The sequence below is a fragment of the Serratia sp. YC16 genome, from assembly GCF_009707615.1.
GTDB classification, from domain to species: domain Bacteria; phylum Pseudomonadota; class Gammaproteobacteria; order Enterobacterales; family Enterobacteriaceae; genus Serratia; species Serratia surfactantfaciens.
Window position 1 is genome coordinate 309374 of record NZ_WLYN01000001.1, and the last position, 13757, is coordinate 323130.

The 13757-nt window shown below is 57.0% G+C and carries 13 protein-coding genes; 7 read left to right on the forward strand and 6 right to left on the reverse strand.

The window, feature by feature from the left end; genetic code table 11:
- The first annotated feature begins 185 nt into the window (after positions 1–185).
- The gene (locus GKN89_RS01495) at positions 186–890 is read left to right on the forward strand and encodes a hypothetical protein (RefSeq protein WP_154746209.1); all 705 of its coding nucleotides are present in this window, start codon (positions 186–188) and stop codon (positions 888–890) included.
- Here the strand turns inward: GKN89_RS01495 and GKN89_RS01500 are convergent.
- Positions 887–1756, reverse strand: a complete 870-nt coding sequence (locus GKN89_RS01500) for a LysR substrate-binding domain-containing protein (protein WP_154746210.1) — start codon at positions 1754–1756, stop codon at positions 887–889. The genes GKN89_RS01495 and GKN89_RS01500 overlap by 4 nt on opposite strands.
- A 180-nt stretch (positions 1757–1936) precedes the next feature.
- Between GKN89_RS01500 and GKN89_RS01505 the strand changes: the two genes are divergently transcribed.
- The 4 genes from GKN89_RS01505 (at position 1937) to GKN89_RS01520 (ending at position 6491) form a co-directional block, all read left to right on the forward strand.
- Positions 1937–3121: a nitrate/nitrite transporter gene (locus GKN89_RS01505; RefSeq protein WP_230328903.1), complete on the forward strand. Its 1185-nt coding sequence runs from the start codon at positions 1937–1939 to the stop codon at positions 3119–3121.
- Positions 3122–3403: 282 nt separating this feature from the next.
- Complete coding sequence (locus tag GKN89_RS01510) at positions 3404–3721, forward strand: hypothetical protein (RefSeq protein ID WP_019455354.1); 318 nt, start codon at positions 3404–3406, stop codon at positions 3719–3721.
- A gap of 357 nt (positions 3722–4078) precedes the next feature.
- Positions 4079–4870, forward strand: coding sequence for a helix-turn-helix domain-containing protein (locus GKN89_RS01515; RefSeq protein ID WP_019455355.1), 792 nt, complete (start codon positions 4079–4081; stop codon positions 4868–4870).
- Positions 4871–5027: 157 nt separating this feature from the next.
- A complete protein-coding gene (locus tag GKN89_RS01520; RefSeq protein WP_230328904.1) occupies positions 5028–6491 on the forward strand; it encodes a phospholipase D family protein in 1464 nt (487 codons plus the stop codon).
- A gap of 60 nt (positions 6492–6551) precedes the next feature.
- Here GKN89_RS01520 and GKN89_RS01525 read toward each other — a convergent pair whose 3' ends face one another.
- Positions 6552–6965 carry an energy transducer TonB gene (locus tag GKN89_RS01525; RefSeq protein WP_071532856.1) on the reverse strand — a complete coding sequence of 138 codons (414 nt, stop codon included), beginning with the start codon at positions 6963–6965 and terminating at the stop codon, positions 6552–6554.
- 316 nt (positions 6966–7281) lie between these two features.
- Between GKN89_RS01525 and GKN89_RS01530 the strand changes: the two genes are divergently transcribed.
- Positions 7282–8367 (forward strand): NAD(P)-dependent alcohol dehydrogenase, encoded by a 1086-nt coding sequence (locus GKN89_RS01530; protein WP_063919465.1) that lies wholly within the window; start codon positions 7282–7284, stop codon positions 8365–8367.
- Positions 8368–8420: 53 nt separating this feature from the next.
- Here GKN89_RS01530 and GKN89_RS01535 read toward each other — a convergent pair whose 3' ends face one another.
- The 3 genes from GKN89_RS01535 to GKN89_RS01545 all read right to left on the reverse strand — a co-directional run bounded on the left by GKN89_RS01535 (position 8421) and on the right by GKN89_RS01545 (position 11538).
- On the reverse strand, positions 8421–9362 hold the full coding sequence (locus GKN89_RS01535) for a sugar phosphate isomerase/epimerase (RefSeq protein ID WP_019455358.1): 942 nt from the start codon (positions 9360–9362) through the stop codon (positions 8421–8423).
- 10 nt (positions 9363–9372) lie between these two features.
- Positions 9373–10548 (reverse strand): Gfo/Idh/MocA family protein, encoded by a 1176-nt coding sequence (locus GKN89_RS01540; protein WP_154746211.1) that lies wholly within the window; start codon positions 10546–10548, stop codon positions 9373–9375.
- Positions 10549–10614: 66 nt separating this feature from the next.
- Positions 10615–11538: a substrate-binding domain-containing protein gene (locus GKN89_RS01545; protein ID WP_019455360.1), complete on the reverse strand. Its 924-nt coding sequence runs from the start codon at positions 11536–11538 to the stop codon at positions 10615–10617.
- 317 nt (positions 11539–11855) lie between these two features.
- Here GKN89_RS01545 and GKN89_RS01550 point away from each other — a divergent pair, with 317 nt between their 5' ends.
- Positions 11856–12860 (forward strand): LacI family DNA-binding transcriptional regulator, encoded by a 1005-nt coding sequence (locus GKN89_RS01550; RefSeq protein WP_063919469.1) that lies wholly within the window; start codon positions 11856–11858, stop codon positions 12858–12860.
- A gap of 27 nt (positions 12861–12887) precedes the next feature.
- Here GKN89_RS01550 and GKN89_RS01555 read toward each other — a convergent pair whose 3' ends face one another.
- A complete protein-coding gene (locus GKN89_RS01555) occupies positions 12888–13751 on the reverse strand; it encodes a helix-turn-helix domain-containing protein (protein ID WP_063919470.1) in 864 nt (287 codons plus the stop codon).
- Between the last annotated feature and the right edge of the window lie 6 nt (positions 13752–13757).

A 13757-nucleotide genomic window follows, 5' to 3' on the forward strand; every position in this document is an offset into this window, starting at 1 on the left:
ATTATTGAGCGCCGGGTTAAATAATCAAACAGGCGATTATTTAACCCGGCAAGTAATATGCTATTTATCCTATTAGGCGAGTAAAAACAACTATACTGAAACAGTTTCCCGCCTCGTAGTTATTCCTTTAAAGCTGAAACTTGATGATAAACCGATTTAATCACTTTTAAATCAATGAGGTTTATATGAAAACAGTTTTGCAGCATATCGAGAGAAATAAAGAGAGCTACGCCCAACTTCCGCTATTTGAGTTTCTGCGCGATGAACGGCGCACGCCGCAGGAGCGGTTGGCATTTCTGCCGCACATCGCGTTTTTTATTATGGCTTTTTCCGATCTGAATAAGTTCGTGCTGCGTGACGAAACGCCATCTATCGATAGTTATCAACGTAAAGTCAATGCGCACACCTATGAAGATGACCATCACTGGCCGTGGTACCTCGAGGATCTGCACAAACTCGGATACAACCGCTCCGCTACGCTGGCCGCACATTTGGAAGGGCTATGGAGCGACGGCACTCGGGAGAATCGGCTATTGACCTATCGGCTGTGCGCGCTGATAAGCAGCCTCAGCGGGCTGGAGCGGATCGTGGTGATTGAGGCCATCGAAGCAACCGGCAACGTGCTGTTTGGGTTGACGACACCGCTGGCCAACCGAATTCAGCAGGCAACCGGCGTTGAACTGCGTTATTGCGGCGAATTTCATTTAGCGCTGGAGACCGGCCATGCCCAGCATCAGGGGCAGGATGATCTGGCCGAGACGACATTGACCGATGCCGTCAGGCAACGTTGCATTGCGCATGTCGATCGCGTTTTTGCCTGGTTCGGCGATTTTACGCATGAGATGCTTGCGAACATCAAGGCGTCTGAAAGATTGGCAAACCCGGGCTAGGTCTGAAAACTCTGCAGCCAGACGGCGAATTTCCTCACCACCTCATCGTCCCGATCGCGCAGCAGCAGGGAATAGACGCCGGTTCTGATGGTCAGCGTCGGGAACGGCGAGACCAGCCGGCCGGCCGCCAGGTGCTTGGCGCAGAACAGGTAAGGCACGACGGCCAGCCCCAGGCCGTCCTCGGCTGCCTGAATGGCGGCGAAGGTATGATCGAGTGTGAGCGGCGGCGGTGAGGCGTCCAGCGCTGTCGGGTAAGCATTCAGCCAACTGCGCCATAAATCCTCACGGGCGCGGATGCGAATGGCGGTATGGCCGGCGAGATTGCCCGGCGCAATGACCGGCATGGCATGCAAATAGCTCTGACTGCAGACCAGCAGGCTGTCTTCCTGCAGGAAAGGAATCGCTTTCAACCCAGAGAAGTGCGCGGGATCGCGCCGGATCGCCACGTCAAACGGCGTATTGCGATCGATGGCGCCGATGCCGGTGGTGATATCAATGGCCACTCCCGGATGAATGTCATTGAACGCCGCCAGCTTCGGCATCAGCCAGTGCATGGTGAACGTCGGCAGGCTGTGCACCACTAGCCGCGGCAGGCCGGCACTCTCTTTCAGCGCGCTTTCCGCGGCAAACAATTCGCTTATCACCCGGGAGGCGGAACGGGAAAAGTTCTCGCCGGCCTGCGTCAGCCGCACGGACTTATGCCCGCGATAAAACAGCTTGATTCCCAGCTGTTCTTCCAGGCTGCGAATATGACGGCTAATTGCGCCCGTGGTGAGAAACAGCTCATCCGCAGCGGCGCTGAAGCTGCCAAGACGGGCGGCGGCTTCGAATGCGGACAGGTGCGGCAGGGAGTGGACTTTTTTCATAGGTTGAGTTTAGCTCAACCAAATGAGGGACGAAAGATCGTTTGTCAGCCGTTGATTTTGCTCACTATTATGGCGCATCCTTCCCGCGTTGCCGAGCGTGCCATGTTAAGCGTTGTCCCGTCTGTTATCCGTGTTAGTCGAGTCATCCTCACCTATCGATGGGCTGAGGGGCGGCACTGAATGCGGGCTTTCTATCTGCTTTGCGTGAGCCGGGCGGGCCTCTGTCTGGGCACCATGATGTTCGCCGGCGCGTTGCCGACCGTCCGAAACGAGTGGCAGCTCGACGCCGCCTCCGCCGGCACGGTGCAGACGGTGTTCAGCCTCACTAACGCCCTGGCGTTGCTGGTGGCTTCCTGGTGGTGCGATTCGTTGGGCGCGCGCCGGGTTTATCTGCTGTTCTCCTGGCTGGGCGCCGTGGCGTTGGCGTTGTTTGCCGCCTTTGCTCATTCGTATGTCGGCGCGTTGATATTGATGGCTTTCGTCGGCCTGACGCAGGGCGGGGCCTATACGCCGGCGCTGCTGTTGGCGATGGGAATGAACGGCCCGGCGCGACGCGGGTATGCCATCGGCCTGGTCCTGGCGGCCAGTTCGTTGGGATATTTCCTGTCGGTTTTCATCGCCGGCTGGAGCGCCATGCGCTGGGGATCCGGCGTGGCCTTCTCCCTGTGTGCCGCCGGCGCATTGCTGGGGGCGCTAGCCGGTTCGTTGGCCTTGTCCAGCTATCAGGAGCCGCGCCCGCACACCATGGGAAGGAAGACGAAGCGTGAGCGCTATGGCATCACCTATGTGACCCTGCTGTTGCTGATCGGGTATATCGCCCATAGTTGGGAGCTGCTCGGCAACTGGGCCTGGGCGCCAAGCCTGGTCAGTGAAGCATTGAGCGGTTTCCCTCTGGATCCGCTGAGCGCCGGCTTGATCGTTGCGGCGGCGATCCACCTGGCGGGCATGCTCGCCACGTTGATTGTCGGCACCGTTTCCGACTATTTCAATCGCGCGTCGGTGCTGATGTTTATGGGCGCCGCCGGTGCGCTGGGATCGCTGCTGATGGGGTGGTCGGCGAGCTGGGGACCGGGCTGGACGCTGCTGGTGGTCAGCCTGGGCAGTTTCTTTATCCTCGGCGACTCTGGCGTGCTGTCGGCCGCCATGGCGGACAATGTGCCGCCGCAGCAGCTCGGCAGCGTGATGGGTTGGCGATCGCTGTTGGGATTCGGCATCGGTTCCTTCGCCCCCTTATCCTTTGGCGTCGTGATGGATGCCACCCAGAGCTGGAGCACGTCTTATGCCGTGTTGGCCGGCGGCGGCGGGGTAGCCTGTCTGGCGGCCTGGCTGCTTTGGCGTGAGGCGCGAGCATCATCAGATGAATGAGACAAAATCACGATTGTTATCGCACTCTCCCATTACGGATTAGCGTCGTAATGCGCTCAACGTCGCTGCAGTTTTTTGCGCGGTCGGCGAGGCTCTTATATATTTAGTAGCATGCCTGAGGCAGGTTAGGCATGACGCGACGGCCGCTGGCCGCTGCAAGTACGACAGTTAATCCGTTCGCCAAGAGGCTGCGAGCCGGTGCTTTCGGTAGGGACAGCCGCCAATCGTTTTTACGGCGACCGAAGGCGGAGCAGCTACTCACAGGTCACGAGGACACTTACCATGCATAAGAGAACACTGGCGTCACTGCATTACGAAAACATGCCTTACGATGGGGTGCACTTTCATATTTTGAAACGGGAGACGCCTGGCCATACGGCGTTGCTGAAGCTGGATGCGGGCAGCCGACAACCGGCGCGCTTTCATCCGGGGTGGGTGAAGCTGATGGTGTTGAGCGGTGAGATGAAGGTTGACGATCAGACGCTGCAACCTCATGAAATGTTAATTATTCCCGCCAATACCGCCTATACGGTGCAGGCTATTACGGAAGTGATTTGTCTGGCGATTTCCGAACTGGACGGCGCCGAACTGGCCCGTTGATGGGATAACGGCAATGGATAGAGGAGAGCCTAGGCGCTCTCCATATCCATTCAGCGTTGAGCCGCCCCCCAGGCTGAGCTGTCTGCTGATTGATGCGTACACCTCCTGACTTATGCCACCGCGCTTTCCCTTTCCATCACTTTCGGCCACGTCGCCCCCGCAACGTGCCGCCATTGCGCAGCGCCTGCGCAACGTCATCGCCTCCGTTTTACGCAGAACGATGAAATGTTGGTGTAAATAGTGTGTTTCTTCGCATAAGGCCCCTGGTGTGGCTTGCGAGAACGTCACTATATGGAGGATCATGCGACCTCTCTATCAAATAAAAGACATTCGCGTTATCAAAAGGGACAAACGACCATGGGATTCGACGTCGACAACGCCGAAATAAAACGCATCGACCTCAGCGGCCACGAAAACTCCGCGTTCGAGGTGACGGGGCTGGTGAAACACTATCCGGCGGGCTTTGTCATTCCTTACCACTCGCATAAACGCTGCCATTTGCTCTATTCGCAACAGGGCGTGATGGCGGTCGAGGCGAGCTGCGGGCGTTGGATCGTGCCGCCTACCACCGCAGTCTGGCTGCGGCCGGGGGTAGAACATCAACTGGTCATGCAGAGTAACATTTGCGTTTACGGGATTTTTGTCGATGAATTTACCGCTGAGCGGTTGCCGTTGCGCGATGGCGTCTTGCAGGTGTCACCGCTGCTGCGCGAGCTGATCGCCCAGCTGGCGACGTTGGCGCCAGAGGGCGAGGAGACTAAACGCCACGCGCTGCTCAGAGCCTTGTTCCTGGAGGAGCTGAGCCTGCAGCCGCAGCTGGCGCTGCATCTTCCCTGGCCGATGGAGGCGAGAATGGCCGAGATTTGCCGGCAGTTGGTCATCACGCCGGCCGACGATCGCGGCATTGAGATCTGGGCGGATTCATTGTCGATCAGTGCGAAAACCTTTCAGCGTCACTTCACTCAACAAACCGGCATCACCTTCGGCCAGTGGAAACAGCGCTTGCGGCTGCTGTCGTCGATTCCGCTGTTGCTGGCGGGCAACTCGATCATCCATGCCGCTTTCGAAAGCGGCTACGAGAGCCACAGCGCCTATTCAGTGGCGTTCAAAAAACTGTTTGGCGTTTCGCCTTCGCGCTTTACGCTATAGCCGTTCGCATCGCGCGCTTCTCCTATGGATTGAAGCAACCTAATGACGTATAAAGCAAAGCAGTCAACCGCCGAGGCCGCTTCCCGTGATAAAAGTTGTCCTGTATCTGATTCTTGCCGTGACGATCGCCATTATTGCGGCAAGAGCCATCTTTCGTTTGCCTGATATTTCCCAGCGTCCGCCACAGGCGGCATTGCCGGCGGATCCCGCTGCCCAACTGCCGGCTCGGGCCGCCGAACTGATGGCGGCACATCCGGGCCTGAGCGGCGTGGTGCCGCTGGTCAGCGGGCACGATGCGTTCGCCAGCCGCCTGGCGCTGGCGCGGATGGCGGAAAGGTCGATCGACGCTCAGTACTATATCTGGCATAACGACACCTCCGGGCAGATCCTGCTGAAAACCTTGTATGACGCGGCTCAACGCGGCGTGCGCGTGCGTCTGCTGTTGGACGATAACGGCGTCGCCATGGACGAGACTCTGGCGGCGTTGAACGCCCAGGAAAACGTCGAGATCCGCCTGTTCAACCCGTCAACGGTGCGCACGCCGAAGCTGGCAGGCTACGCCTTTGACTTTATGCGCATGAACCGGCGCATGCATAACAAGTCTTTCATCGTCGACGGCGCCGTGGCGATCATCGGTGGCCGCAACATCGGCGACGAATATTTTCAGGTCGGCGACGAAAACTATTTCCTCGATCTCGACGTGTTGAGCGCGGGCAGCGTGGTGGCGGAGACCGCCGAGGTCTTCGACCGCTACTGGAACAGCGCCTCGGTGTTTGGCGTTGAGCAGATTATCAAGGGCAAAGGCAACCTCTCGGCATTCCTGACGCAGGCCGCCGCGACCGAAAGCAGCGAACGCGCCCGCAAGCTGGCGGTGCAGTTGGAAACCAGCGCGGTGCGCTTCCGCGATGGCGCCGTACAGCCTGAATTCACGACGGTGCAGCTGGTGGCCGACGATCCGGCGAAAGGTCTGGGCAAGGCCGCGCACGATCGTTTGATGGTGACGCAGCTCGGTAAGATCATCGGTGGCGTCAACCAGCAGTTGGAGCTGGTTTCCGCCTATTTCGTACCGGGGCGGGAAGGGGCGGCCTTCTTTGAATCGCTTGCCAGGCAGGGGAAATCCATACGCGTGCTGACCAACGCGATGAACACCACCGACGTGCTGGTGGTCCATGCCGGCTACGCCAAATACCGCCGCGATCTGCTGCAGGCGGGCGTGGAACTGTTCGAGCTGAAGCTGCGCGCCGGCCAACCGACGGGGCGCAAGGAGCTCAAACCGCTGGGGCTGTCCGGCGCGGCGCTGCACGCGAAAACCTTCGCCATCGACGATAAACGGGTGTTTATCGGCTCGTTCAATTTTGACCCGCGCTCGGCGCACCTGAACTGCGAAATGGGCTTTTTGATCGACAGCCCGACGTTGGCGGCCGACACCCGCCAACTGTTTGATGGCCCGCTCGAGTACGCCGCCTATCGGCCGGCATTGACACCCGAGGGCAAAATGGTGTGGAACGAAGCCTTCGAAGACGGCCACACCGAGGTACACCAGCAAGAGCCCGGCGCCGGCTGGGTAAAACGCATCGTTCTCACCGTGGCCGGCTGGCTGCCGATCGAGTGGATGCTGTAACGGCGGTGAATGCCGCCGCCGCCCGTTGAGCCAACCGTTGCAAGGGAACCAATCCTGCGCTTATCGGTTGGCTTCAGCATCACCAGAGAGTTTAAAAGTAAACAACACTGTTTCATTAACGCTGCCTGGTACCCAGCAGCTGCGTGCGATAGCGCTTTTGGTGTCGCGATAGAATTCCGGTGTGCCCGTTAGCACGATATTTCTGGCTTTACCCTTATCATCAACATCAAACGTTGCGCTCACTTCGCCTTCACGTTTTTCAGCCTTCGCAGAGGCGGAATAGTATGGCCGCTCATAAAAGACTTGTCCGTCGCATCCCAGGTTAGGCGGTTGCTTTGCCATTGGAACATTGCTGCCTGCACGCCAGGCATAGACGCAATCGTTCACCGCACTGGCTTTTTCACAGCCATCAGGTTGCAATGGCGCGCAACCGGCAAGTGCCAGGCTCAGCGAGATGAGGGTGAATCGTGACATGGCGTTTCCTGCATGTTCTATCAATCAGATAACGCATATTTTCGCTTAGCACAGGGTATTTAGAAAGAGAAATCATGCAGCTTTCGCTAGGGTATTAATCATTCTTTTCTTAAGCTAATACTCTATTCGAAAATATGAGGGTAAATAGTTTTTCGGGGTGGGGTTAATTCTTTGGTTAATTATATCTATTATTTTACTTTACCATTGAAATCATTGGAGACAACAATTGTTTCACAGGGCATTAAAATAGAAAAAATAACCAATTAGATTATTATTTCTTGTAATTGCCTCGACAAAAACCAAAGGATCTTCCACCATGCGCATGATGAAAGCCGCCGCCTTTATCGAAAGGGGGAGAATAGAACTCATTGAAAAACCGATTCCTTCTCCTGGCCCCAACGATGCTTTGCTCAAAATAACCACGACGACAATCTGCGGTACCGATATTCATATTCTTAAGGGTGAATATGCCGTGCCTCACGGACTGACCGTGGGGCATGAGCCGGTTGGGATTATAGAAAAGCTCGGGAGCAATGTTAAAGGCTTTAAAGAAGGGCAGCGGGCGTTGGCCGGTGCCATTTGCCCCTCTTTTACGTCCTATGCCTGCCAGGATGGATTTCCCGCCCAGGATGGCGCCTACTTGCCGGAATGTCCTTGCCATGGATATAAAGCCACGGCGGGTTGGCGCTTCGGCAATGTTATCGACGGTACCCAGGCTGAATATGTACTGGTGCCTGATGCTGAAGCCAATTTGGCGCTCATACCGGACGGTCTGACGGATGAACAGGTGCTGATGTGCCCGGATGTGATGTCTACCGGTTTTAAAGGCGCGGAAAATGCCAACATTAAAATTGGTGATACGGTGGCCATCTTCGCCCAGGGGCCGATCGGTTTATGCGCCACTGCGGGCGCTCGCCTGCAGGGCGCCAGCCTGATTATTGCCATCAGCAGTTCTCCCGAAAAGCTGATGATGGCGGGAAAGATGGGGGCAAACGTCATGCTGAATTACAAGGAAACCGATGTGATTGATGAAATATTCAAGATTACGGCGGGGCGTGGTGTGGACGCCAGCATCGAGTGTTTGGGGACGCAAGCCACCTTTAATCAAGCGCTGCGTGTCTTAAAACCTGGCGGGACACTGTCCAGCCTCGGCGTCTATAGCGACGATATTCAATTGCCTGTCGAGGCGTTCGCCTATGGGCTGGGCGATCATACGATTCGTACGGCTCTGTGCCCTGGCGGTAAGGAGCGGATGCGCAGAATGATGAACGTTATCCAGCATGGCGGTTTGGATCTCACACCGTTCGTGACGCATCGTTTTCAGCTGGAGAATATTGCCGAGGCTTACCACCTGTTCTCTGAAAAGCGCGATGGCGTGATTAAGTTGGCGATAACCCCGTAACGGTGCAACACAGGATGAATCTGGCGCAGCGGCCGCAACCGCTGCGCCTGGGGTTACCTGCTGATCGTCTGTTGCAGCGCCTGAACGGAGGAGGCGATCCCGGCATCGACCGACATGGTCAGGTCTTCCATCTCCAGCGACACCCAGTCGTTATAGCCCGTCATGCGCACCACCGAGAAGAACTCCTTCCACCACTGCAGATCCCGCCCGCAGCCGACGGCGACGTAATTCCAGGCCCGACCGGCCACGTCGTCGATTGGTTTGGTCTCCAACAGCCCGTTAACCTCGACGATGCCGCGCTCAAGGCGCACGTCTTTGCCGTGCACATGGTGAATGGCGGGGCCGAGGGCGCGGGCTACCGCGATGGGATCTGCCCCCATCCAGATCAGGTGGCTGGGATCGAGGTTCAGGCCTACCATCGGGCCGACCGCGTCGCGCAGCCGGAACAGCGTTTGCGGGTTCCACACCAGCATGGCGCTGAAGTTCTCCAGCGCGAACCGTTCGACGCCACACTCCCTGGCTTTGTCGACCAGTGTGCGCCAATAGGGGATCGCCACCTCATTCCATTGATAGTCCAGACAGTTTTTTACCGTGGGCGGCCAACTGACGGTATAGGTGATCCAGTTGGGGATGGTGTCATGCGGGCTGGCCGGCGGCAGCCCGCTCATCATGACGATCTTTTTTACCCCCAACAGGCCTGCCAGCTCCAGCGTATTGTCGGTTTGTCGCAGATGGCGCCGCCCCAGCTCGCCCGGATCCAGCGGGTTGCCGGAGACATTGAGTGCGGCGATTTCCATGCCGCGGCTGGCCAGCGCCTGCTGCAGCTGCCGGCGTTTGGCCGGGTTAGCCAGCAGATCGTCGGCATCCAGATGGGGGGCCGGAGACCAGCCGCCGGTGGTCATTTCCACGCCGAGCACCCCCAGTTCCAGCAACCGGTCCAGCATGGGCTCGAAGGGCAAATGGCCCAGGCTGTCGGTACAGAATGAAAGTTTCATGATGCTTTCCTTATTGGTAATTAACCCAGGTGGCGCCGTTGTCGGCGGAGCGAACGCAGTTTTCAATCCAGCGCACGCCTTCTAATCCGGCATCGATATCCGGATAGATCAGCGTTGCCAGCGTTTGCCGATCGCCACGCTGGCTGGCGCTGATGGCGATGGCGAACTTGAGGTAGATATTGGCCCAGGACTCGGCCAGCCCTTCGGTATGCAATGCGCCGAGCCGTTCCTCGGCCAGCGCGCTGTCGTCCAGATAGGGCATGCCGTGGTGTAGCGTCTGATTGGGGCGCCCCTGGATCTCGTAACGCAATTCACCGGGTGTAGCGTCGCTCCATTGCAGGCTGGCGAGCGAGCCCACCACGCGGATGCTTTGGCTGTCCATCGCGCCGGCGTTGATGGCAGATGCCCACATGCGGCCAACGGCGCCGTTTTGGTAGTGCATCAGCACCATGGCGTTGTCTTCCAGCGGGGCGCGAGAAGGGATAAAACTCTGGCGATCGCACAGCAGGGAGGCGATCTTCATGTCGGGCATCACCAGCTGCGAAATGTAAAAGGTGTGGGTGGAGATGTCGCCCAGCACAAAAGAAGGGCCGGCGATTTTCGGGTCAACGCGCCACTTTTGCGCCTCGAACTTGTCTGCGCTCTCGTTGGCGTTGAAGCCGTGGGTATACTGCAATTCGACCATGCGCACTTCGCCGATGTCGCCGTTCGCGATCATGGCGCGCATCTGCATCAGCAGCGGATGGCCGGAGAAGCCGTAGGTTACGCCGACGATCAGGCTTTTCTCCGCCGCCAGCGCCTTGATTTCTTTCGCCTGCGCCGTGGAGAAGAACAGCGGTTTTTCGCAGATGACATGCAGGCCGGCATTCAGCGCGGCGCGCGTGATTTCATAGTGGGTGCCGTTGGGGGTGGCGATGGTCACCACCTCAACGCCATCTTCGCGGTTAGCCTCCTGCTCCAGCAGCTGCTGGTAGTCGTCATAACAGCGTTCGGCGGGCACGCCGAGATTAACGCCGAACTCACGACCGCGCACCGCGTCGATATCAAAGGCACCGGCGACCAGCCGAAAGGCGGTATTATCGCGCAGGGCGCCGGAACGGTGTTTGTAGCCCACCTGGCTGAGGCGGCCACCGCCGATCATCGCCCAACGCAGCGGGCGAGGGATGCTTCTTTCACCATTTAACATGCTGACTCCTGAGATTGTGTTTTGCACTCGGGTGCAAAATGAGTTGAAAAAGAGAGTGGCAACGATTTATTTCTGGTTCATCTGTGCAAATTGCGGGTAGTTTTCTCCCGTCACGGTGGCATAAGGCACCCAGTTGTAAGGCTCGGTTTTAGCGCGATCCAACATCGCTCGGGTCACTTGCACCGCGCCGATCGCCTGGGCTTTGGCATCCTGGAAAATGGTCACTGCCATGTCGCCGTTCTTGATAAATTGCAGGCCGTCGGGTGTGCCATCAATGCCGGCAACCAGCACGCCGTTCTTTTTGGCCTGCTTCAGCGCCATGATTGCACCGATGGCCATTTCGTCGTTGTTGGCGGCGATCGCATCGATCGGCGCGCCGTTCAGCAACCAGCCGGAGACCACGTCGACCGCTTCATTGCGCTGCCATTTGGCGGTCTGTTTCTCTACTACTTTCAGATCTTTGTGCTTGGCGATCACCGCTTCCACCGCACGGGTGCGTTCACGAGTTTCTTCGTTGGAGAGGGCGCCCATCAGGATCGCCACGTTGCCGCGATAGTTCATTTTTTTCGCCAGAGCCTCCATCTGCAGGCGGCCGCTGAGCGCCGAATCAGAACCGACGTAGGCCGTCGCACCGACCAGCGGCACTTCCGGTTTGCGGTTGACGAAAATGAGGGGGATCGCGGCACGTTGGGCGGCCGCCATCATCGGCTGGACGCCTTGCGTATCGACCGGGTTGAGGATAATGGCGTTTACGCCCTGGTTGATCAGATCCTCTACCTGCTGCACCTGCAAGGCGACATCGCCTTTGGCATCGACGAACTGGCCTTGCAACTGCTGCGCAGCCAATTCACGCGCCATTTGGCTGCGCAGGATAGAGACGAAGTTGAGATCGAAATTGGCCAGCGCGACGCCGACCTGCCAGGTCTTGGCCTGGGTGGTTCCGACGAACAGCGAGCAGGCTAACATCAACAGCAGTCTGGTTTTTTTCATTACGGTATCCTGTTGAGAAGAGAGGTGTTGTGTAAAAACAGTGTCTTTGCAACCGGGTGCAAAACAGAAGACAAAAGGGCGATGAGTCTCTGAATGCCACCGTGAATGTCAATGATGGATAAAATTTGGTCAATAGGGGAAAGGTGAAAACAGCGTAGACGATCACAAACCGTTTACATTTTGCACCCGGTTGCACAACGAATTGCAATCGGGTGCAAAAACAGCACATAATTGCAGCAGGCATGTCGACGGGCGCTTAGGGGATCTGAGCGAACAGGATATAGTTTGACTTCACCGAAGCAGGGATCGACACAATCATGATGAAACACCACAAAGCCACCGCCAGCGACGTTGCCGAAAAGGCCGGCGTTTCCAAATGGACGGTATCACGCGCCTTTACGCCCGGCGCGTCGATCTCGGACAGCGCGCGTGAAAGCGTGCTGGCGGCGGCGGCCGAGCTGGGTTATCGGCCGAACCTGCTGGCACGTAGCCTGTCGCAAAAACGCACGCACATCATCGGCGTGGCCATCGACGAGATGAAGAATCCACATTCGATGATGATGCTTGATATGGTGACCAGACAGTTGCAAACCCGCGGCTACATGGCGCTGCTGCTGAACATCACCGCCGGAGAAAATTACCGGGCGGTGATGGCGATGGCCGATCAGCTGCAGGTCGATGGCATTCTGTTCCTGGCGACCGTGTTAACCAAAGAGTGGGTGGCAATCGCGCAAGATCTGCATCAGATCCCGCTGGTGCAGGTGTGTCGCAATACGGAAAGTGAACACATTGATGTGGTCAATATCGACGGCTACCGCGCCGGCGAAGAGATCGCCGCGCTGCTGATTGAGCAAGGCCACCGGCGCTTTGGCTACATGAAGGGGCCGGACACGCAAAGCAGCCATTTACTGCGTATGGAAGGCTACCGCGACAAGCTGCTCGCTGCCGGTTTTCAGCTGGATAGGGTACTCACTGCCGGCCACTACGATCGCCAGCGCGGTTTTCAGTTGATGAGCGAATACCTGCAGGCCACGCCGGAAAGCGAGCGGGTTGCGGCGCTGTTCTGCGAGAACGACGTGCTGGCCTTGGGGGCGCTCGAAGCCATCAGGCAAACGGCGCCATCGTCAGCCATAGCCGTGGTAGGTTTCGACGATATCGACGAAGCCGGCTCTGCCAATTGGGCGCTGACCAGCTATAGCCAACGCATCGACCGGCTGGTCGAAGAGGCCTTGAATCGCCTGATCGACAATCGCGCCACGGCGGACGGCGCCTGGCGGCATGGGGAATTGCGAGTTCGGCGGTCGCATGTGAAAAATAGCTGAGGGGAAGACGGGCGTGAGAGCCTCTGCCTATATTGGAATGCAGTATTCAATCTCAATGTTTTTCATGTCATAGGCGCTGGTTGGTGACTCATCGATTGAATATTTGATGACATCATACCCATTTAAACGATTGAGTCCCTTCAACGGCAGCCATGTATCGTAAATATGGCAAATGAATTCATTAAGCTTCTCGGCCACACCCTTATAATAGAAGCAAGCGTACATGCCGCCAGGAATGTTAATGGCATGGAGATCGGGATATTCATCGCCTTGTTCGTCACCCTTTACGCAGGTGACGTAACTAAAGTCAACGGAGTCTATTTTTTTCTCGCCTGCGTGATAGTTTAGCAATCCGACGAGGTTTTTAGGCCGGCTGGTCAGCGCTGAAATAAAATTAACCCAGTATTTCATCCATAGCTGCAACTGCCCATCATCAATACGACACCTGGGGTAAGAGTAATAGTTAAATCGCCCCAGAAGCCGTATCTCTTGCTGTAGCACGATATTCATCGGCGGTACATTAATTAACTCGAGACGTATTGGTGGGCACATCCCATTATAGGGCCAGGAGGGGGTTTTCCTGTAAACGGCAGGGGTCACCTGGAATTGACGCTTAAACGAGCGGGTGAATGCTTGCACCGAATCAAACCCGTGATCCCACGCAATGTCAGTGATTGATTTTTTTGACAGCCTTAATTCAAATGCTGTATGAGTGAGACGTCGCTCACGAAGATATTGCCCGAGAATCTTCCCGGTCTCCTCTCTAAATATCCGCTGAAAATGCCATTTTGAGTACCCGGATCGGCAAGTAACTTCATCTAACGTGAGCCTGCCAGAGATATTTTCCTCAATCCAGGCCAACATTACCCTGACCACTTCGGCTCTATGCATATTATA

Excerpts from the sequence above, each read along its gene's own strand:
- GKN89_RS01535 (WP_019455358.1), bottom strand. The coding sequence starts at position 9,362 with ATGAAACTTTCATTCTGTACCGACAGCCTGGGCCATTTGCCCTTCGAG.
- GKN89_RS01515 (WP_019455355.1), top strand. The coding sequence starts at position 4,079 with ATGGGATTCGACGTCGACAACGCCGAAATAAAACGCATCGACCTCAGC.
- GKN89_RS01555 (WP_063919470.1), bottom strand. The coding sequence starts at position 13,751 with ATGCATAGAGCCGAAGTGGTCAGGGTAATGTTGGCCTGGATTGAGGAA.
- GKN89_RS01525 (WP_071532856.1), bottom strand. The coding sequence starts at position 6,965 with ATGTCACGATTCACCCTCATCTCGCTGAGCCTGGCACTTGCCGGTTGC.
- GKN89_RS01495 (WP_154746209.1), top strand. The coding sequence starts at position 186 with ATGAAAACAGTTTTGCAGCATATCGAGAGAAATAAAGAGAGCTACGCC.
- GKN89_RS01540 (WP_154746211.1), bottom strand. The coding sequence starts at position 10,548 with ATGTTAAATGGTGAAAGAAGCATCCCTCGCCCGCTGCGTTGGGCGATG.
- GKN89_RS01510 (WP_019455354.1), top strand. The coding sequence starts at position 3,404 with ATGCATAAGAGAACACTGGCGTCACTGCATTACGAAAACATGCCTTAC.
- GKN89_RS01550 (WP_063919469.1), top strand. The coding sequence starts at position 11,856 with ATGATGAAACACCACAAAGCCACCGCCAGCGACGTTGCCGAAAAGGCC.
- GKN89_RS01505 (WP_230328903.1), top strand. The coding sequence starts at position 1,937 with ATGCGGGCTTTCTATCTGCTTTGCGTGAGCCGGGCGGGCCTCTGTCTG.
- GKN89_RS01545 (WP_019455360.1), bottom strand. The coding sequence starts at position 11,538 with ATGAAAAAAACCAGACTGCTGTTGATGTTAGCCTGCTCGCTGTTCGTC.
- GKN89_RS01530 (WP_063919465.1), top strand. The coding sequence starts at position 7,282 with ATGCGCATGATGAAAGCCGCCGCCTTTATCGAAAGGGGGAGAATAGAA.
- GKN89_RS01500 (WP_154746210.1), bottom strand. The coding sequence starts at position 1,756 with ATGAAAAAAGTCCACTCCCTGCCGCACCTGTCCGCATTCGAAGCCGCC.